Source organism: Serratia sp. MYb239 (assembly GCF_002966855.1).
Taxonomy (GTDB): Bacteria; Pseudomonadota; Gammaproteobacteria; order Enterobacterales; family Enterobacteriaceae; genus Serratia_B; species Serratia_B rhizosphaerae.
Genome location: NZ_CP023268.1, coordinates 281,665 through 302,385, shown reverse-complemented (window position 1 = coordinate 302,385; position 20,721 = coordinate 281,665). Strand labels below are relative to the sequence as shown.

General features: G+C 52.3%; 13 protein-coding genes, 6 tRNA genes and 3 rRNA genes. 2 read left to right on the top strand and 20 right to left on the bottom strand.

All coding sequences use genetic code 11. From position 1 onward, the window contains the following. Positions 1 to 52: 52 nt before the first annotated feature. The 12 genes from rpoB to CLM71_RS01350 form a co-directional block, all read right to left on the bottom strand. Entirely contained in the window at positions 53 to 4,081 is a 4,029-nt protein-coding gene (gene rpoB, locus CLM71_RS01410; RefSeq protein WP_105229429.1) for a DNA-directed RNA polymerase subunit beta, read from the bottom strand. A gap of 329 nt (positions 4,082 to 4,410) precedes the next feature. Next, positions 4,411 to 4,779 carry a 50S ribosomal protein L7/L12 gene (gene rplL, locus CLM71_RS01405; protein WP_015344225.1) on the bottom strand — a complete coding sequence of 123 codons (369 nt, stop codon included), beginning with the start codon at positions 4,777 to 4,779 and terminating at the stop codon, positions 4,411 to 4,413. A gap of 63 nt (positions 4,780 to 4,842) precedes the next feature. After that, the gene (gene rplJ, locus CLM71_RS01400) at positions 4,843 to 5,340 is read right to left on the bottom strand and encodes a 50S ribosomal protein L10 (RefSeq protein WP_015344224.1); all 498 of its coding nucleotides are present in this window, start codon (positions 5,338 to 5,340) and stop codon (positions 4,843 to 4,845) included. Positions 5,341 to 5,668: 328 nt separating this feature from the next. Then, the gene (rplA, locus tag CLM71_RS01395; RefSeq protein WP_105229428.1) at positions 5,669 to 6,373 is read right to left on the bottom strand and encodes a 50S ribosomal protein L1; all 705 of its coding nucleotides are present in this window, start codon (positions 6,371 to 6,373) and stop codon (positions 5,669 to 5,671) included. A 3-nt stretch (positions 6,374 to 6,376) separates the two neighbouring features. Then, a complete protein-coding gene (rplK, locus tag CLM71_RS01390) occupies positions 6,377 to 6,805 on the bottom strand; it encodes a 50S ribosomal protein L11 (RefSeq protein WP_004089458.1) in 429 nt (142 codons plus the stop codon). 162 nt (positions 6,806 to 6,967) lie between these two features. Beyond that, on the bottom strand, positions 6,968 to 7,513 hold the full coding sequence (gene nusG, locus CLM71_RS01385; protein WP_004929914.1) for a transcription termination/antitermination protein NusG: 546 nt from the start codon (positions 7,511 to 7,513) through the stop codon (positions 6,968 to 6,970). Position 7,514: 1 nt separating this feature from the next. Further along, positions 7,515 to 7,898 (bottom strand): preprotein translocase subunit SecE, encoded by a 384-nt coding sequence (gene secE, locus CLM71_RS01380; protein WP_105229427.1) that lies wholly within the window; start codon positions 7,896 to 7,898, stop codon positions 7,515 to 7,517. Between the two features lie 257 nt (positions 7,899 to 8,155). Beyond that, the gene (gene tuf, locus CLM71_RS01370) at positions 8,156 to 9,340 is read right to left on the bottom strand and encodes an elongation factor Tu (protein ID WP_105229426.1); all 1,185 of its coding nucleotides are present in this window, start codon (positions 9,338 to 9,340) and stop codon (positions 8,156 to 8,158) included. A gap of 110 nt (positions 9,341 to 9,450) precedes the next feature. Continuing rightward, positions 9,451 to 9,526 (bottom strand) — tRNA-Thr (locus CLM71_RS01365). A 6-nt stretch (positions 9,527 to 9,532) separates the two neighbouring features. Then, a tRNA-Gly gene (locus CLM71_RS01360) sits at positions 9,533 to 9,607 on the bottom strand. A gap of 186 nt (positions 9,608 to 9,793) precedes the next feature. Continuing rightward, positions 9,794 to 9,878: transfer RNA gene (locus tag CLM71_RS01355), tRNA-Tyr, on the bottom strand. 23 nt (positions 9,879 to 9,901) lie between these two features. Continuing rightward, positions 9,902 to 9,977 (bottom strand) — tRNA-Thr (locus CLM71_RS01350). 397 nt (positions 9,978 to 10,374) lie between these two features. Here CLM71_RS01350 and CLM71_RS01345 point away from each other — a divergent pair. Further along, on the top strand, positions 10,375 to 10,923 hold the full coding sequence (locus CLM71_RS01345; RefSeq protein ID WP_105229425.1) for a GNAT family N-acetyltransferase: 549 nt from the start codon (positions 10,375 to 10,377) through the stop codon (positions 10,921 to 10,923). A 223-nt stretch (positions 10,924 to 11,146) separates the two neighbouring features. Then, entirely contained in the window at positions 11,147 to 12,097 is a 951-nt protein-coding gene (gene coaA / locus CLM71_RS01340) for a type I pantothenate kinase (RefSeq protein WP_105229424.1), read from the top strand. Between the two features lie 41 nt (positions 12,098 to 12,138). Here the strand turns inward: coaA and birA are convergent, their stop codons facing one another. The 8 genes from birA to hemG form a co-directional block, all read right to left on the bottom strand. Further along, positions 12,139 to 13,101, bottom strand: coding sequence for a bifunctional biotin--[acetyl-CoA-carboxylase] ligase/biotin operon repressor BirA (gene birA / locus CLM71_RS01335; RefSeq protein WP_105229423.1), 963 nt, complete (start codon positions 13,099 to 13,101; stop codon positions 12,139 to 12,141). Continuing rightward, on the bottom strand, positions 13,098 to 14,135 hold the full coding sequence (murB, locus tag CLM71_RS01330) for a UDP-N-acetylmuramate dehydrogenase (protein ID WP_105229422.1): 1,038 nt from the start codon (positions 14,133 to 14,135) through the stop codon (positions 13,098 to 13,100). The genes birA and murB overlap by 4 nt, the downstream gene beginning before the upstream one ends. 422 nt (positions 14,136 to 14,557) lie before the next feature. Beyond that, a 5S ribosomal RNA gene (rrf, locus tag CLM71_RS01325) occupies positions 14,558 to 14,673 on the bottom strand. A gap of 106 nt (positions 14,674 to 14,779) precedes the next feature. Continuing rightward, positions 14,780 to 17,687 (bottom strand): 23S ribosomal RNA (locus CLM71_RS01320). A 207-nt stretch (positions 17,688 to 17,894) separates the two neighbouring features. After that, positions 17,895 to 17,970 (bottom strand) — tRNA-Ala (locus CLM71_RS01315). 113 nt (positions 17,971 to 18,083) lie between these two features. Then, positions 18,084 to 18,160: transfer RNA gene (locus tag CLM71_RS01310), tRNA-Ile, on the bottom strand. Between the two features lie 74 nt (positions 18,161 to 18,234). After that, positions 18,235 to 19,776, bottom strand: a 16S ribosomal RNA gene (locus CLM71_RS01305). Together the 16S, 23S and 5S rRNA genes with 2 tRNA genes alongside form the textbook arrangement of a ribosomal RNA operon. A 404-nt stretch (positions 19,777 to 20,180) precedes the next feature. Further along, the gene (gene hemG, locus CLM71_RS01300; protein WP_105229421.1) at positions 20,181 to 20,702 is read right to left on the bottom strand and encodes a menaquinone-dependent protoporphyrinogen IX dehydrogenase; all 522 of its coding nucleotides are present in this window, start codon (positions 20,700 to 20,702) and stop codon (positions 20,181 to 20,183) included. Positions 20,703 to 20,721: the final 19 nt, after the last annotated feature.

The following is a 20,721-nucleotide window of genomic DNA, read 5'->3' as shown; positions in this document are numbered from 1 at the left end:
CTGAACAACCACGCTCCGGCTCCTAGGCGAGGAGCCTGAGGCTGAAAGCCGATTACTCGTCTTCCAGTTCGATGTTGATACCCAGCGAGCGGATCTCTTTCAACAATACGTTGAAGGATTCCGGCATGCCCGGTTCCATACGGTGGTCGCCATCCACGATGTTTTTGTACATCTTGGTACGGCCGTTAACGTCATCCGACTTAACGGTAAGCATTTCCTGCAGGGTATAAGCTGCGCCGTATGCTTCCAGCGCCCACACTTCCATCTCACCGAAGCGTTGGCCACCGAACTGCGCTTTACCACCCAGAGGCTGCTGCGTAACCAGGCTGTAAGAACCGGTTGAACGAGCGTGCATTTTATCGTCAACCAGGTGGTTCAGTTTCAGCATGTACATATAGCCTACGGTTACCTGGCGCTCAAATTGCTCGCCGGTACGGCCATCGAACAGCGTAATCTGACCGGAGGTCGGGATACCGCCCATTTCCAGCAGTTTCTTGATTTCAGTCTCTCTCGCACCATCGAACACCGGCGTTGCGATTGGCATACCTTTTTTCAGGTTCTCTGCCAGACGCATCACTTCGTCATCGCTGAAGGTGTTCAGGTCGACTTTCTGGCAAACGTCGTCACCCAGATCGTAGGCTTTCTGGATGAATTCACGCAGTTTGGCCACTTCCTGCTGCTGCTTGAGCATCTGGTTGATCTTCTCACCAATGCCTTTCGCCGCCATACCCAGGTGGGTTTCCAGGATCTGACCGATGTTCATACGTGATGGTACGCCCAGCGGGTTCAGTACGATGTCTACCGGCGTGCCGTTTTCATCGTAAGGCATATCTTCGATCGGGTTGATCTTGGAGATAACACCCTTGTTACCGTGGCGACCTGCCATTTTATCACCCGGCTGGATCTGACGTTTAACCGCCAGGTACACCTTGACGATTTTCAGCACGCCAGGTGCCAGATCGTCGCCTTGGGTGATCTTACGACGCTTGGCTTCCAGTTTCTTCTCGAAGTCGGCTTTCAGTTCGTCGTACTGCTCGGCCAGCTGCTCCAGCTGGTTTTGCTTCTCTTCGTCGGTCAGGCCCAGTTCCAGCCAGCGATCGCGCGGCAGTTGGCTCAGCTTGTCAGCTTCAACGCCGCCGGCAACCAGCACCGCGTGGATACGCGCAAACAGACCGGCTTCCAGGATCTGCAGTTCTTCAGTCAGGTCTTTCTTCGCCTGCTTCAGCTGCATCTCTTCGATTTCGAGCGCACGCTTGTCTTTTTCCACGCCATCGCGGGTAAAGACCTGTACGTCGATAACGGTACCGGAAACGCCGTTCGGCACACGCAGAGAAGAGTCTTTCACATCGGACGCTTTCTCACCGAAGATCGCACGCAGCAGTTTCTCTTCTGGCGTCAGCTGGGTCTCGCCTTTCGGCGTTACCTTACCAACCAGAATGTCGCCGCCGGTCACTTCCGCACCGATGTATACGATACCGGATTCATCCAGTTTAGAGAGCGCAGCTTCACCCACGTTCGGGATATCGGCGGTGATCTCTTCAGGCCCCAGTTTGGTGTCGCGCGACACGCAAGCCAGTTCCTGAATATGGATGGTGGTGAAGCGGTCTTCCTGGACTACGCGTTCGGACACCAAGATGGAGTCTTCGAAGTTGTAACCGTTCCAAGGCATGAACGCCACACGCATGTTCTGACCCAGCGCCAGTTCACCCAGATCGGTAGACGGGCCGTCTGCCAGCACGTCGCCGCGCTCGATAGGCTCGCCCAGGTTGACACACGGCATCTGGTTGATGCAGGTGTTCTGGTTGGAACGGGTGTACTTGGTCAGGTTATAAATGTCGATGCCTGCTTCGCCCGGGTACATCTCGTCTTCGTTAACTTTGATAACGATACGGGAAGCATCCACGTACTGGATCACACCGCCGCGTTTGGCAACGGCGGTTACGCCGGAGTCAACCGCTACTGCGCGTTCCATACCGGTACCGACCAGCGGCTTGTCAGCACGCAGGGTTGGCACCGCCTGACGTTGCATGTTCGCACCCATCAATGCACGGTTGGCGTCATCGTGTTCCAGGAATGGAATCAGAGACGCACCAACGGATACAACCTGCTGGGTGGAAACGTCCATATAGTCAACCTGATCGCGGCTGAACAGGCTGGATTCGCCCTTGCTGCGGCAGGTGACCAAGTCTTCCACGAAGCGGCCGTCATCATCCAGGTTGGAGTTAGCCTGGGCGATAACAAAGTTGCCTTCTTCAATGGCGGACAGGTAATTGATTTCATCGGTAACCACGCCGTCACGCACGCGGCGGTACGGGGTTTCCAGGAAGCCATACTCGTTAGTCTGTGCGTACACGGACAGGGAGTTGATCAGACCGATGTTCGGACCTTCCGGGGTTTCGATTGGACATACACGACCGTAGTGGGTTGGGTGTACGTCACGTACTTCGAAGCCGGCGCGCTCACGGGTCAAACCGCCCGGGCCCAATGCGGAGATACGACGCTTGTGCGTGATCTCGGACAGCGGGTTGTTCTGGTCCATAAACTGGGACAGCTGGCTTGAGCCGAAGAACTCTTTCACCGCCGCCGAAATCGGCTTGGCGTTGATCATGTCCTGAGGCATCAGGGTGTCCAGGTCGCCCAGAGACAGACGCTCTTTCACCGCACGCTCAACGCGCACCAGACCTACGCGGAACTGGTTCTCAGCCATTTCGCCCACGGAGCGGATGCGACGGTTGCCGAGGTGGTCGATATCGTCCACTTCGCCTTTACCGTTACGGATATCGATGAGCTTCTTCATCACATCGATGATGTCTTCCTGGCTCAGGATACCTGAACCTTCGATCTCGTCGCGCAGCAGAGAACGGTTGAACTTCATACGGCCGACCGCGGACAAATCGTAGCGGTCTTCGGAGAAGAACAGGTTCTCGAACAGGCTTTCTGCTGCTTCACGCGTCGGTGGCTCGCCAGGACGCATCATGCGGTAGATCTCAACCAGCGCGCTCAGGCGGTCATTGGTCGGGTCGACACGCAGCGTCTCGGAGATGTAGGCGCCGTGATCCAGATCGTTGGTGAACAGCGTTTCGATACGCTTGTGACCAGACTGGCTCAGCTTCGCCAGCAGATCCAGCGACAGCTCCATGTTGGCGGAGCAGATCAGTTCGCCGGTATTGGTATCGATGTAGTCTTTGGCGACCACTTTGCCCGCGATGTACTCAACCGGCACTTCGATACTCTTGATATCGTCTTTTTCAAGCTGACGGATATGGCGAGCGGTGATGCGACGACCTTTCTCAACGTAGATTTTGCCGTTGGCTTCGATATCAAACGAAGCGGTCTCACCACGCAGACGCTCAGGAACCAGCTCCATCTGCAGCTTGTTGTCGCGAATTTCGAAAACAACTTTCTCGAAGAACAGGTCAAGGATCTGTTCTGAGGTGTAGTTCAGCGCGCGCAGAATGATCGAGGCCGGCAGTTTACGACGGCGGTCGATACGCACGAACAGGTTGTCTTTCGGGTCAAACTCGAAGTCCAACCAGGAACCGCGGTAAGGGATGATGCGTGCGTTATACAGCACTTTACCCGAAGAGTGGGTTTTACCCTTATCGCTGTCGAAGAATACGCCAGGACTACGGTGCAGCTGGGATACGATAACCCTCTCAGTACCGTTAATAACAAAGGTACCGTTTTCGGTCATGAGCGGAATTTCGCCCATGTAGACTTCTTGTTCCTTGATGTCTTTGACCGTACCTTCTGGTGCTTCTCGCTCATAGATGACCAGGCGCAGTTTAACGCGCAGCGGTGCAGAGAACGTCACACCACGAATCTGGCACTCTTTGACGTCGAACACCGGCTCACCAAGACGGTAGCTAACGTATTGCAGCTCCGAATTGCCACTGTAGCTCTGGATTGGGAATACAGAACGGAAGGCGGCTTCAAGGCCGTACTGCCCTTCTGGATCTTGCTCGATAAACTTCTGGAACGAGTCAAGCTGGATAGAAAGGAGATATGGCACATCCAACACTTGTGGACGCTTACCAAAATCCTTACGAATACGTTTTTTCTCGGTATAGGAGTAAACCATAGGGTTCCTCAGCTCGCTGAAAAGTAGAACCTCTCTGTCCGTCCGATTAGGACAGTTCATGCAACACTATTTTGTCGACCGGAAAGCGAGGACACTTTCCGCAATACCTCTTGCTATCACTCTTAAACCATTTCATTGCACCTGCCCCCAGAACTCCTGGAGCGCACAGCTGCAGTATATTAAGTCGTCGATAGAAACAAATATTGGGAGGCAATCCAGTAGCCAAACAGTGTGAAACGCTACTGGCGCCCTACAGCGCAAAAAGGCTGGTGACTAAAAAGTCACCAGCCATCAGCCTAATCGCTTAGGCTGCAACCGGAAGGGTTGGCTTATTTAACTTCAACTTCAGCGCCAGCTTCTTCCAGGGATTTTTTCAGAGCTTCAGCGTCATCTTTGCTCACGCCTTCTTTCAGAGCGGCTGGAGCAGATTCAACCAGGTCTTTAGCTTCTTTCAGACCCAGGCCGGTAGCGCCACGTACTGCTTTGATAACAGCAACTTTGTTAGCGCCTGCAGCTTTCAGGATAACGTCGAATTCAGTTTTCTCTTCAGCAGCTTCAGCAGCACCGCCAGCAGCAACAGCTACAGCAGCAGCAGCAGAAACACCGAATTTTTCTTCCATAGCGGAAACCAGCTCAACAACGTCCATTACGGACATAGCAGCTACTGCTTCCAGGATTTGGTCTTTAGTGATAGACATAACAATTGTTCCTAAGATTCAGAAATAGTTTAAATACGTTAGCAAAGGCTAAGAAAGAGCGGCTTATGCAGCTTCTTTCTGATCGCGTACAGCAGCCAGAGTACGAACCAGTTTGCCGGCAGCGGCTTCTTTCATGGTCGACATCAGGCGTGCGATTGCTTCTTCGTAAGTTGGCAGCGTTGCCAGGCGGTCGATTTGCGCCGCAGGGATCAGCTCACCTTCAAAGGCCGCAGCTTTAACCTCGAACTCTGCATTCGCTTTCGCGAACTCTTTGAACAGACGAGCAGCAGCGCCCGGGTGTTCAGTAGAGAATGCAATCAAGGTTGGACCGACAAACGTGTCTTTCAGGCATTCGAACGGAGTGCCTTCAACAACGCGACGCATCAGGGTGTTGCGAACAACACGCATGTAAACGCCAGCTTCACGACCTGCTTTACGCAGTTCAGTCATTTTACCTACGGTAACGCCGCGGGAATCCGCAACAACCGCAGACAGCGCGCCTTTGGCTACTTCGTTGACTTCAGCAACAATCGCTTGTTTGTCTTGAAGATTTAATGCCATTAGCTTTTTGCTCCTGGATTAGCCGGGGAACATCCCCCGGAACTCACTTCACTTAATCGCTGCCGAAACAGCAGATCAAGCGGCTTAACACGGTGAGCAGAATCCAGCAAAGACATTCTTTTATAAAAAATTTCTTTAGGCTCTGTCACCGTCTACGCAGGAAAATTAAGCATCTTGCGATACACCTGCGGTCTTGGACGGAGGCCTGGATTAGGCCAGGCTCCAACCGAAAATTCTTGTGTTCCGCCGATAAAAACGGCAGAACCTTGGGGCATAAGATTCTAGGCGAAAATATGCCCCAAGTCAAAGCGATTAATCGTCTAAACGATTAGCTCGCTACAGCAGTCAGGCCGCTCTGATCGATAGCAACGCCAGCACCCATGGTGGTGGAGAGGCTAACTTTCTTGATGTAAACGCCTTTAGCCTGAGATGGTTTCGCTTTTTTCAGCGCAACCAGCAGGGCTTCCAGGTTTTCTTTCAGCTGAGCTGCTTCGAAATCAACCTTACCGATAGTGGTATGGATGATGCCGTTTTTGTCGTTACGGTAACGAATCTGACCTGCTTTAGCGTTTTTCACTGCTTCAGCAACGTTCGGCGTAACGGTACCCACTTTCGGGTTTGGCATCAGGCCACGTGGACCCAGAACCTGGCCCAGTTGGCCAACAACGCGCATTGCATCTGGAGATGCGATAACAACGTCAAAGTTCATTTCGCCTTTCTTGATCTGATCGGCCAGATCTTCCATGCCTACCAGCTCTGCACCAGCTGCTTTTGCAGCTTCAGCGTTAGGGCCTTGAGCGAAGACGGCAACGCGTACGCTGCGACCGGTGCCGTGTGGCAGAACGGTAGCGCCGCGAACGTTTTGATCAGATTTACGCGCGTCGATGCCCAGGTTAACGGCAACGTCTACGCTTTCTACGAATTTAGCGGTGGCCAGCTCTTTCAGCAGAGCAACAGCTTCGGTGATGTCATACTGTTTAGTAGCATCAACTTTGTCACGGATCACGCGCATGCGCTTGGTCAGCTTAGCCATCTATTAATCCTCCACTACCAGGCCCATGGAACGAGCAGTACCTTCGATGGAGCGAATCATCGCTTCAACGTCGGAACCAGTCATGTCCGCAGCTTTGGTTTCTGCGATTTCACGTACCTGAGCACTGGTCACTTTACCGACTTTGTCTTTGTTCGGCTTGCCAGAACCAGACTTGATACCAGCCGCTTTTTTCAGCAGAACTGCTGCTGGCGGAGTTTTGGTAACGAAGGTGAAGGAGCGATCAGAATAAACGGTAATAACAACCGGGATCGGCAGGCCTTTTTCAATGCTGTCAGTCTTAGCATTGAACGCCTTACAGAATTCCATGATGTTAACACCTTGCTGACCCAGAGCTGGACCGACTGGCGGGCTCGGGTTAGCCATACCAGCTGCAACCTGCAGCTTAACGTAGGCTTGTACTTTCTTGGCCATTGAAATTTCCTCGTATGGGTAGTATCGCCTCGCAAGAGGCTCCCCGTGTTTCACCCCGCTCAAACCAATGAGCAAGGCCTCTAAAAACAAAAGGCGCGAAATTATAGTTTAATTTCGCGCCTCATACAAGACGTAAAGCCCGGATAGCTGATGATTAAACGATCAGCCTTTCTCCACCTGGCTGAAGTCCAGTTCTACCGGCGTTGCACGACCGAAGATGGAAACGGAAACCTTCAGGCGGCTCTTTTCGTAATCCACTTCTTCCACCACGCCGTTAAAGTCAGCAAACGGACCGTCGTTAACGCGCACCAGTTCACCCGGTTCGAACAGCGTTTTCGGACGTGGCTTATCGCCAACCTGCTGCAGGCGGTTCATGATGGCGTCAACTTCTTTGTCGCTGATTGGCGCAGGGCGATCCGACGTACCGCCAATAAAGCCCATCACGCGCGGAACGCTGCGCACCAAGTGCCAGCTGGCATCGTTCATCACCATTTGAACCAGCACGTAACCCGGGAAGAATTTGCGTTCGCTCTTACGACGCTGGCCACCACGGATTTCAACCACTTCTTCCGTAGGCACCATGACTTCGCCGAACAGCTCTTCCATATCGTGCAGTTTGATGTGTTCACGCAGCGATTGCGCTACGCGACCTTCAAAACCAGAAAACGCCTGAACGACGTACCAACGTTTTTTTGGAGCTTCAGACATTTTAGAACCTCAGGCCAGTAATAAACGATACCAGACGGACCAGAACGCCATCCAGCCCCCACAGAATCAAAGACATCACGGCAGTTACCGCGGCAACGATCAATGTGGTGTGCAGCGTTTCCTGGCGCGTTGGCCAAATCACTTTACGTACTTCGGTACGCGCTTCACGCGCGAACGCTACGGTGGCTTTACCTTTGGTCGTCATCAGGGCGATGGCGCCCGCAATAGCAATCACCACAACCACAGCCAGCGCACGCAATGGCAGGCTGAAATCGCGGTAGTAATAGTTACCGACAATAGCCACAACCAACAGAACGGCGACGATTAGCCACTTCATCACTTCCAGGCCGCGCCCGCTCCCTTGAGCCTCGGTATTCGCACTCATAAACCAACCTGTCACTTATGATTCAGAACAAACAACTTTGCCTCGCATTGCGAGGCAAACCAAACCGATTAGATGCTCTTCAAACAGCATTCGGTGTTTTACGCGATGACGTACCCTGTCAATACGCTTTTAAGAGCCCATCTCACCAATGATTATGAACGTAAAATCGCTGATGAGATAGGTTCTAGTTCACAGCGTAGAAAAAGGGCATCAAATGATGCCCTTTTACCGCGTGTCGCGTCAAATGTTATCAGCGATTAAGCGATAACTTTAGCAACAACACCCGCGCCTACGGTACGGCCGCCTTCACGGATTGCGAAACGCAGACCGTCGTCCATCGCGATTGGGTGAATCAGGGTTACTACCATGTTCACGTTGTCGCCTGGCATTACCATCTCTACGCCTTCTGGCAGTTCGATGGTACCGGTCACGTCAGTTGTACGGAAGTAGAACTGTGGACGGTAGCCTTTGAAGAACGGAGTATGACGGCCGCCTTCGTCTTTGGACAGAATGTACACTTCAGATTCGAACTGGGTGTGTGGCTTGATTGAACCTGGCTTCGCCAGTACCTGACCACGTTCGATTTCTTCACGCTTGATACCACGCAGCAGAACACCTACGTTCTCACCAGCACGGCCTTCGTCCAGCAGTTTGCGGAACATTTCTACGCCAGTACAGGTAGACTTAACGGTGTCTTTGATACCAACGATTTCAACTTCTTCACCGACTTTGATGATACCGCGCTCTACACGACCGGTAACAACGGTACCACGACCAGAGATGGAGAAGACGTCTTCGATTGGCAGCAGGAACGGCTTGTCTACAGCACGCTCTGGCTCTGGGATGTAGCTGTCCAGCGCTTCTGCCAGCTCAACAATCTTCGCTTCCCACTCGGCTTCGCCTTCCAGCGCTTTCAGCGCGGAACCACGGATTACCGGCAGGTCGTCGCCAGGGAAATCGTAAGCAGACAGCAGTTCGCGAACTTCCATCTCTACCAGTTCCAGCAGCTCTTCATCATCTACCATGTCGCATTTGTTCATGAATACGATGATGTAAGGTACGCCTACCTGGCGGCCCAGCAGGATGTGCTCACGGGTCTGAGGCATTGGGCCGTCAGTCGCTGCTACTACCAGGATTGCGCCGTCCATCTGCGCTGCACCGGTGATCATGTTTTTCACGTAGTCGGCGTGCCCTGGGCAGTCAACGTGCGCGTAGTGACGAGTCGGGGTGTCATACTCAACGTGAGAAGTGTTGATGGTGATACCACGAGCTTTTTCTTCTGGCGCGTTATCGATCTGGTCGAAAGCGCGAGCAGCACCGCCGTAGGTTTTAGACAGTACGGTAGTGATTGCAGCGGTCAGCGTTGTTTTACCATGGTCAACGTGGCCGATAGTACCGACGTTAACGTGCGGTTTTGTACGTTCAAACTTTTCTTTAGACATCGATTGTCCCTCTAAGACACGGATAAATCGGTGGTATCACCACATCAACCAAGCTTAATGCTTGCTGAATTCAGAACAGAAAGAGAATCAGGGGGCGAGAAAATAAGAAGTGGTGCTGATAGGCAGATTCGAACTGCCGACCTCACCCTTACCAAGGGTGCGCTCTACCAACTGAGCTATATCAGCACATCTTGGAGCGGGCAGTGGGAATCGAACCCACATCATCAGCTTGGAAGGCTGAGGTAATAGCCATTATACGATGCCCGCATCCTGGAACTCGGCTACCTGATTTTTCTGCAGATATTGGGATGGGGAAAGGACGGTTGGTCGCTGAATTCCTCACCCTTCGTTTTGTACAGCCTTAAACACGCTGTGCAAACCGGTTTACCTTCCCCGCCCGGCATTCATCATACTGGCTGCCGTGCGGTTTAACCTTGCTAACAAGGTTAAAAATGGTGGTGGGGGAAGGATTCGAACCTTCGAAGTCTGTGACGGCAGATTTACAGTCTGCTCCCTTTGGCCGCTCGGGAACCCCACCAGATTTTAACTACAGGTACTTGATGGTGCCGGCTACCGGAATCGAACTGGTGACCTACTGATTACAAGTCAGTTGCTCTACCTACTGAGCTAAGCCGGCATCAAGTGCAGCGCATTCTAGGTAGAGAGCGCGGGCTATGCAACAAAAAAATTGCGTTCTGCGCACTTTCGCTCATAAAACAGTCGATTTTTGCATTTTGCAGCGGATTCAGCTCGCTCCGCGCGCAAATAACCATCAAACGCGACGACCATTCTGTACAATTTCATCCGCTTTTTGCAAGCCTTGAGCCGATGTTTCTGCGTGTCGGCCGGCTCAGTGCGATCAACTGACGGTGTCTCCCTCTTTCTTCAACGCCTGCATCATCAGCGATCATGGTGCCCCATGATGGTGCAGACGCGCAAACGTACACCACCCCGTTGACGTATCAGCAGTGCCTTCGGACGGTTGGCGTGCTTATTGCATGGGTTGCTTACCCGCATTAACCAAGGAGTTGTTGATGAAAATTGTACCGATAAATGCCAGTACGCTACCGGTCTACCGCAGCGAGTTGGCAGCACTGCTGCTGGATGCCGTAAAAGGGGGCGCATCAATCGGCTATACCGAGGACATTACGCCAGAAGAGGCGGCCAGCTACTTCCACGGCCTGCGCCCGGCGCTGGCGAAAGGCGAGCTGCTGTTATGGATTGCCAGAGACGAAAGCGGTGTTACCGGTTGCGTGCAGCTGGAACTGTGCCAAAAACCCAATGGGCGCAACCGCGCAGAGGTTCAAAAGCTCCTGGTGCACAGCCAGGCGCGTCGTCAAGGCATCGGCCGCACGCTGATGAAAACCGTGGAAAATACGGCGCTACAGCATCAGCGCGGCCTGCTCTATCTCGATACGCAAGCTGGCAGCATCGCCGAATCGCTGTATCGTGCCATGGGGTACCACTGCCTCGGAGAACTGCCGGACTACGCCGCCACCCCAGATGGTTATTACCACCCTACCGTGATTTACTATAAGCGACTGTTCGCGGTCAATCCGGCATCCCGCTCATTGGCCAGCTGAACCCCGCGCGATATCATTACTTTTCTCTGATATCGCCTTGCAACGCACGCATTCACAAGTGCGTGCCCGTTCGCACAATTACCATTCTCTCACCGCAATCGACAACAAAGTTGAAAAAAGTCTACGCCAAAAACGAAGCTGTCTATAATATGCAGCTTGTTTATTATCTGGAGTTGGCGTCCGGCGCCTTTCCCAACCTGCGTTAACAGGCAGAATTTGGCTTATGATAAAAAGAGATCAATCTTTAGCAACGCCGTACCTACAGTTCGATCGTACCCAATGGGCTGCGTTGCGAGATTCGGTGCCGCTGACGTTATCAGAAGAAGAAATTGTTAAACTGAAAGGGATTAACGAAGATCTCTCTTTAGAGGAAGTCGCGCAGATCTACCTCCCCTTGTCGCGACTGTTGAACTTTTACATCAGTTCCAATCTACGCCGTCAGGCCGTTCTGGAGCAATTTCTTGGCACCGACGGGCAGAAAATTCCCTATGTGATCGGCATCGCCGGCAGCGTTGCCGTAGGTAAAAGCACCACCGCACGTCTGCTGCAGGCGCTGCTTAGCAGCTGGCCGGAACATCGCAGCGTTGAACTGGTCACCACCGATGGCTTCCTGCACCCCAACAGAGTACTGAACGAACGCGGTCTGATGAAAAAGAAAGGCTTCCCGCAGTCTTACGACATGCATAGCCTGGTGAAATTTGTCTCAGAAGTGAAATCAGGCGCTAAACGCGTCACCGCACCGGTTTACTCACACCTGATTTATGACGTCGTGCCCGATGGCAATAAGGTCATTGAACAGCCGGATATTCTGATTCTGGAAGGCCTGAACGTTCTGCAAAGCGGCATGGACTATCCGCACGACCCACACCACGTCTTTGTCTCAGACTTTGTCGATTTCTCTATTTACGTCGATGCACCTGCCGATCTGCTGCAGACCTGGTATATCAACCGCTTCCTGAAGTTCCGCCAGGGCGCGTTCTCCAACCCAAACTCCTATTTCCATAACTATGCCAAACTCTCGGAGAGTGAAGCGGTGAAAATCGCCACTCAGCTATGGAATGAGATTAATGGCTTAAATTTACAACAGAATATTCTGCCGACGCGTGAGCGCGCCAGTCTGATCATGACAAAAAGCGCCAATCATGCCGTCGAGCATGTGCGCCTTAGAAAGTAGCGTTTTGCAGGGGACAACCGTGTCCCCTGCTGGCTACACGATCACTCGGCACTGCGTAATGAGATCTCACCGCCGATAAAGGGTTTGATCACGCCATCCTGTTCAAGCAGCAATGCACCCTGCTGATCGATGCCGCGCGCAATCCCCAGGATCTGCTGCTCACCAATCAAGAGTTTGACCGGACGATCGATAAAGTTATCCAGCTCACGCCAACGTGCAATGAAAGGCGACAGTCCTTCACTTTCAAACTGCCGCAATGACTGACGCATCTCATTGAGTAACGTAGCGGCAAGCTCATTGCGATCGATAGCAATCCCCGCCTCCTGCAGGTTAATCCAACCCTGATTAATACTGTCGCTCTGCGTATCCCGCATTGCCAGGTTGATACCGGCGCCGATCACAATCTGTGCAGCATCGCCGGTTTTACCGGTCAATTCAACGAGAATACCCGCCAGTTTTCGGTCATTCAGGTAAAGATCATTCGGCCACTTCACCCGGACTTTTTCTGCCCCCAAACGCTGCAGCACCTCGGTCATCACGATGCCGATCACCAGACTAAGGCCAATCGCCGCCGCCGGTCCCTGCTCCAAACGCCAAAACATCGACAAATAGAGGTTGGCACCGAACGGAGACACCCACTGGCGCCCGCGACGACCTCGCCCCGCCTGCTGATATTCTGCCACACAGGCATCGCCGGATTGCAAACTGGCGATACGATCGAGCAAATACTGGTTGGTTGAATCCACTACCGGCAACACCGTCACCTGCTTCTCATCCAGCAATGCTGTAATACGCTGCGCTTCGAGCAGTTGAATCGGCGCCGGCAGGCTGTAGCCTTTCCCCGGGACGGTAAACACGTCTACGCCCCACTCTCTGACGGTTTGAATATGCTTGTTAACCGCGGCACGGCTCATGCCCAAATATTCACCCAGCTGTTCACCCGAATGGAAATCTCCATCGGCCAGCATGGCGATGAGCTTTAATGGAACCGTCGTATCTCTCATGAAATAGCCTCTACAGCGTCTACTTCACCTGCCGATGCAATAAAGCGCACCTCAGGTTCAAGCCAGACGCTAAACTTCTCTGCAACCGTGTTGCGCACGTGGCGCGCCAGCGCAACGATATCCTGGCTAACGGCATTATCCTGGTTAATCAACACCAGCGCCTGCTTACTATGCACCGCAGCCCCGCCGATACGATAGCCTTTTAACGCGCATTGATCGATCAGCCACCCTGCGGCCAGTTTCACCCGACCATCCGCCTGCGGGAAATGCGGCATAGCAGGGTAAGCAGCTAACAGTTCTGTGGCCTGCTCCTTCTCCACCACCGGATTCTTGAAAAAGCTGCCGGCGTTGCCGGTTTCTCTCGGATCCGGGAGTTTACTGCGACGCATCGCGCAAACTGCGTCAAATACCTGATGCGGCGTTACCGTCTCTTTATCCAGCTTAGTCAGATCGCCATAGCTCAATAGCGGCTGCCACTGTTTATTCAGCCGTATACCGACGGCAACGATGAGATAGCCGACTTTAAACTGATGTTTGAAAATACTTTCCCGGTAGCCAAAGTTGCAGCGTTCAGGCACCATCCGATCGATCTCTCCGGTCGTCAGATTGAGCAGGTCGACGTATTCACAGACATCTTTCCATTCAACGCCATACGCGCCGATATTCTGGATAGGAGCCGAACCGACGCAGCCAGGGATCAGAGCCAGATTTTCCAAACCGGGCATACCGCCGTCGAGCGTTCTTTTTACCAGCTCATGCCAGCTCTCACCGGCGCTGACATGAAGATGCCAGCTATCCTGCTCTTCCCTGACCTTAATACCGTGCAGGCGGTTAATCATGACCGTGCCAGCAAAGTCTTCTAAAAACAGGACATTACTGCCCTCTCCAAGAACCAGCAGCGGCTCTTGACGTTTTTTCGTCTTCTGCCAGACCTTAATCATTAACTCGATGTTCTCTGCAATGACCAATTGCGCTGCATTGACCGGGAGCGCAAAGGTATTGTGATTTTTTAAAGACGCGCTTTCAGTAGACATGATATTGAATACCCATTCCGGAATAATTGCACTTAGTCTACTCGAATAAATTTTTGTGGCTATTATTTGTTTTTTGATAATGCGTAGTAGCAGGCAAAATCATGAAACAAATCAAGGTGACTCTCAATCTATCTGGATGAAATATCGCAATAATTCCAGACTCATGGCAATAGAAAATTATTCTGCACGCGATCAGACTAATAACACAGTCGTAGAGGAAACGTATAAATACATTGTTTATTAGCGTAGTAATTTATTTCAGCTTTATATGCTTTCCCAATGGATAAACATCGACTGAATAAACAATAACCCAACTATACGTATTATTACTGGGTCACCAGGCATGGATATTACAGATTATTTAGCGATGAATAACGCAAAAAGCCTCATGCTTTCGCATGAGGCTTCTTACTTTGTTTGATGCCTGGCAGTGTCCTACTCTCGCATGGGGAGACCCCACACTACCATCGGCGCTACGGCGTTTCACTTCTGAGTTCGGCATGGGGTCAGGTGGGACCACCGCGCTATTGCCGCCAGGCAAATTCTGTTTCAATCAACCCGCAACGTTTCCACGCCGCCAGTCAATCCAATCTCGGAACTTCGCTGAAAATCAAATCGCGTCTCTAAAACACCTTCGGTGTTGTAAGGTTAAGCCTCACGGTTCATTAGTACTGGTTAGCTCAATGCATCGCTGCACTTACACACCCAGCCTATCAACGTCTTAGTCTTAAACGTTCCTTCAGGGGCCTTAAAGGCCCAGGGAAGACTCATCTTGAGGCAAGTTTCGCGCTTAGATGCTTTCAGCGCTTATCTTTTCCGCACTTAGCTACCGGGCAATGCCATTGGCATGACAACCCGAACACCAGTGGTGCGTTCACTCCGGTCCTCTCGTACTAGGAGCAACCCCTCTCAATCTTCCAACGCCCACGGCAGATAGGGACCGAACTGTCTCACGACGTTCTAAACCCAGCTCGCGTACCACTTTAAATGGCGAACAGCCATACCCTTGGGACCTACTTCAGCCCCAGGATGTGATGAGCCGACATCGAGGTGCCAAACACCGCCGTCGATATGAACTCTTGGGCGGTATCAGCCTGTTATCCCCGGAGTACCTTTTATCCGTTGAGCGATGGCCCTTCCATTCAGAACCACCGGATCACTAAGACCTGCTTTCGCACCTGCTCGAGCCGTCACTCTCGCAGTCAAGCTAGCTTATGCCTTTGCACTAACCTCACGATGTCCGACCGTGATTAGCTAACCTTCGTGCTCCTCCGTTACTCTTTGGGAGGAGACCGCCCCAGTCAAACTACCCACCAGACACTGTCCTCACCCCCGATCAGGGGGCCGAGTTAGAACATCAAACATTAAAGGGTGGTATTTCAAGGTTGGCTCCATGCAGACTGGCGTCCACACTTCAAAGCCTCCCACCTATCCTACACATCAAGGCTCAATGTTCAGTGTCAAGCTATAGTAAAGGTTCACGGGGTCTTTCCGTCTTGCCGCGGGTACACTGCATCTTCACAGCGAGTTCAATTTCACTGAGTCTCGGGTGGAGACAGCCTGGCCATCATTACGCCATTCGTGCAGGTCGGAACTTACCCGACAAGGAATTTCGCTACCTTAGGACCGTTATAGTTACGGCCGCCGTTTACCGGGGCTTCGATCAAGAGCTTCTGGTTACCCATAACCCCATCAATTAACCTTCCGGCACCGGGCAGGCGTCACACCGTATACGTCCACTTTCGTGTTTGCACAGTGCTGTGTTTTTATTAAACAGTTGCAGCCAGCTGGTATCTGCGACTGGCTTCAGCTCCATCCGCAAGGGACTTCACCTACGCGCCAGCGTGCCTTCTCCCGAAGTTACGGCACCATTTTGCCTAGTTCCTTCACCCGAGTTCTCTCAAGCGCCTGGGTATTCTCTACCTGACCACCTGTGTCGGTTTGGGGTACGATTTCGTGTTACCTGGAGCTTAGAGGCTTTTCCTGGAAGCTTGGCATCAACTACTTCTGCACCGTAGTGCATCGTCATCACGCCTCAGGGTTGACAAGCAACCGGATTTACCAGGTCACTCCCCCTACACGCTTAAACCGAGACAACCGTCGCTCGGCTAGCCTAGCCTTCTCCGTCCCCCCTTCGCAGTAACACCAAGTACAGGAATATTAACCTGTTTCCCATCGACTACGCTTTTCAGCCTCGCCTTAGGGGTCGACTCACCCTGCCCCGATTAACGTTGGACAGGAACCCTTGGTCTTCCGGCGTGCGGGTTTTTCACCCGCATTATCGTTACTTATGTCAGCATTCGCACTTCTGATACCTCCAGCATGCCTCGCAGCACACCTTCAACGGCTTACAGAACGCTCCCCTACCCAACAACACCTAAGTGTCGCTGCCGCAGCTTCGGTGCATGGTTTAGCCCCGTTACATCTTCCGCGCAGGCCGACTCGACCAGTGAGCTATTACGCTTTCTTTAAATGATGGCTGCTTCTAAGCCAACATCCTGGCTGTCTGTGCCTTCCCACATCGTTTCCCACTTAACCATGACTTTGGGACCTTAGCTGGCGGTCTGGGTTGTTTCCCTCTTCACGACGGACGTTAGCACCCGCCGTGTGTCTCCCGTGATAACATTCTTCGGTATTCGGAGTTTGCATCGGTTTGGTAAGCCGGGATGGCCCCCTAGCCGAAACAGTGCTCTACCCCCGAAGATGAGTTCACGAGGCGCTACCTAAATAGCTTTCGGGGAGAACCAGCTATCTCCCGGTTTGATTGGCCTTTCACCCCCAGCCACAAGTCATCCGCTAATTTTTCAACATTAGTCGGTTCGGTCCTCCAGTTAGTGTTACCCAACCTTCAACCTGCCCATGGCTAGATCACCGGGTTTCGGGTCTATACCTTGCAACTAGACGCCCAGTTAAGACTCGGTTTCCCTACGGCTCCCCTATTCGGTTAACCTTGCTACAAAATATAAGTCGCTGACCCATTATACAAAAGGTACGCAGTCACACCACGAAGGTGCTCCCACTGCTTGTACGTACACGGTTTCAGGTTCTATTTCACTCCCCTCGCCGGGGTTCTTTTCGCCTTTCCCTCACGGTACTGGTTCACTATCGGTCAGTCAGGAGTATTTAGCCTTGGAGGATGGTCCCCCCATATTCAGACAGGATAACACGTGTCCCGCCCTACTCATCGAACTCACGACCTGTGCATCTTCGTGTACGGGACTATCACCCTTTACTGTGCGACTTTCCAGACGCTTCCACTGACACACAAGCCGATTCAGGTTCTGGGCTCTTCCCCGTTCGCTCGCCGCTACTGGGGGAATCTCGGTTGATTTCTTTTCCTCGGGGTACTTAGATGTTTCAGTTCCCCCGGTTCGCCTCATGCCACTATGTATTCATGACATGATAATGTGTCGAAACACACTGGGTTTCCCCATTCGGGTATCGTCGGTTATAACGGTTCATATCACCTTACCGACGCTTTTCGCAGATTAGCACGCCCTTCATCGCCTCTGACTGCCTAGGCATCCACCGTGTACGCTTAGTCACTTAACCTCACAACCCGAAGGTGTCTTCCGACATCATCGTGTTGCTACATTTGAGAGACTCTATGACAGGTTACTCCTCATCCCGAACGTCTACGGGGGACAAGTTTCAGCTGCCATGTTTCAATTTTCAGCTTGTTCCAGATTGTTAAAGAGCAAAATACTTCGCAGCATACTGTTGCCAATATACTCTGAAGTATTGATTTTCGGACTTATATGGTGGAGCTAAGCGGGATCGAACCGCTGACCTCCTGCGTGCAAGGCAGGCGCTCTCCCAGCTGAGCTATAGCCCCATACAGTCACTGACAGAGACCTTCGGTTTACTACTTCTCTTCTAGGCAAGGCGTGGTGTCGCGACGCATATTGAAATATGCGAGCGGCGCCATAACGCAGCATAGGAGAGAAGTGGTAGGCCTGAGTGGACTTGAACCACCGACCTCACCCTTATCAGGGGTGCGCTCTAACCACCTGAGCTACAAGCCTATAAAGGTATTTCTGCTCGTTACTTTTTCATCAGACAATCTGTGTGGACACTGCACAGTCAGGATATCTTTAGGTAAGGAGGTGATCCAACCGCAGGTTCCCCTACGGTTACCTTGTTACGACTTCACCCCAGTCATGAATCACAAAGTGGTAAGCGCCCTCCCGAAGGTTAAGCTACCTACTTCTTTTGCAACCCACTCCCATGGTGTGACGGGCGGTGTGTACAAGGCCCGGGAACGTATTCACCGTAGCATTCTGATCTACGATTACTAGCGATTCCGACTTCATGGAGTCGAGTTGCAGACTCCAATCCGGACTACGACGTACTTTATGAGGTCCGCTTGCCTTCGCAGGTTCGCTTCTCTTTGTATACGCCATTGTAGCACGTGTGTAGCCCTACTCGTAAGGGCCATGATGACTTGACGTCATCCCCACCTTCCTCCAGTTTATCACTGGCAGTCTCCTTTGAGTTCCCGGCCGAACCGCTGGCAACAAAGGATAAGGGTTGCGCTCGTTGCGGGACTTAACCCAACATTTCACAACACGAGCTGACGACAGCCATGCAGCACCTGTCTCAGAGTTCCCGAAGGCACCAAAGCATCTCTGCTAAGTTCTCTGGATGTCAAGAGTAGGTAAGGTTCTTCGCGTTGCATCGAATTAAACCACATGCTCCACCGCTTGTGCGGGCCCCCGTCAATTCATTTGAGTTTTAACCTTGCGGCCGTACTCCCCAGGCGGTCGATTTAACGCGTTAGCTCCGGAAGCCACGCCTCAAGGGCACAACCTCCAAATCGACATCGTTTACGGCGTGGACTACCAGGGTATCTAATCCTGTTTGCTCCCCACGCTTTCGCACCTGAGCGTCAGTCTTCGTCCAGGGGGCCGCCTTCGCCACCGGTATTCCTCCAGATCTCTACGCATTTCACCGCTACACCTGGAATTCTACCCCCCTCTACGAGACTCTAGTCTGCCAGTTTCAAATGCAGTTCCCAAGTTAAGCTCGGGGATTTCACATCTGACTTAACAAACCGCCTGCGTGCGCTTTACGCCCAGTAATTCCGATTAACGCTTGCACCCTCCGTATTACCGCGGCTGCTGGCACGGAGTTAGCCGGTGCTTCTTCTGCGAGTAACGTCAATGTAATGCCGTATTAAGACACTACCCTTCCTCCTCGCTGAAAGTGCTTTACAACCCGAAGGCCTTCTTCACACACGCGGCATGGCTGCATCAGGCTTGCGCCCATTGTGCAATATTCCCCACTGCTGCCTCCCGTAGGAGTCTGGACCGTGTCTCAGTTCCAGTGTGGCTGGTCATCCTCTCAGACCAGCTAGGGATCGTCGCCTAGGTGAGCCATTACCCCACCTACTAGCTAATCCCATCTGGGCACATCCGATGGTGTGAGGCCCGAAGGTCCCCCACTTTGGTCCGAAGACGTTATGCGGTATTAGCCACCGTTTCCAGTGGTTATCCCCCTCCATCGGGCAGTTTCCCAGACATTACTCACCCGTCCGCCGCTCGCCGGCAAAGTAGCAAGCTACTTTCCGCTGCCGCTCGACTTGCATGTGTTAGGCCTGCCGCCAGCGTTCAATCTGAGCCATGATCAAACTCTTCAATTAAAAGCTTGATTCGCTAAGTTAATAGCTGTTGCTCAAAGATTTACTGCATGAATTTTACTTCAGTTAGTCACTCTTCAAGACTTGATATTTTTTTGCATCCGAGGATGCTGGATATCGTCTTGTGAGTGCCCACACAGATTGTCTGATAAATTGTTAAAGAGCATCGCCGGAGATAATTCTCATTGGCGCGGGCTGCGTATGCTACGCTTTTCGCCCGGAGAGTCAAGCGTTTATTTCGCTTTCTTCTCGCTGACCCGGCGGCTTGTCAGTCGTTGTTCCCGGTCAGTGGAGGCGCATTATAGGGAGTTCTCAGAACGCCGCAACCCCTAATTTCAAAAAACTTTTCAACTGCCTTCTTTTTCAACAAAACGCTGCTCAAGCCAGCGTTTTTGTCACTTTTCATACTAAAGCTGGCGAAACTCCTGGGCAAATCGCTCGACCTCACGCCAATCCGTGTACTCCACTTCTTTACTGCTATCCGTTTCTCCCCCGGTCATACGCATAATGAACTGAATCATAATACGGTCGAACCAGCGATAACGCGGATAACGCAGCGCGCCGGCAAAGACCGCACACTGTGTCGGTTGCCATGGCGAAGACAGCAGGAACTTACGGGTATAAGGATTAGTTTGGGGTGAACGCTTGTCTGGCTTGCGCGCCGTCAGGTTGACTGAGAAAAAGGCGCTCGGCATTTGGTTCAGGCGTTCAGCATGACGTTTTACAAACTTATCCAACCCAGGATGGAAATGCCCGTAGCGAATCGAGGCGCCGATCATGATGCGTTGATACTGCCTGAGATCGACGTTTTCCGCCTGAAGCAGATCGACCACATCACAGCACATCGCCTCTTGCAGTTTGTTCGCAATATAAGAAGCGATTGCGTGAGTCTGCCCATCGCGACTTGAATAGAGAATCAGTGCCTTCATGGCGTTACTCCTTATCTAG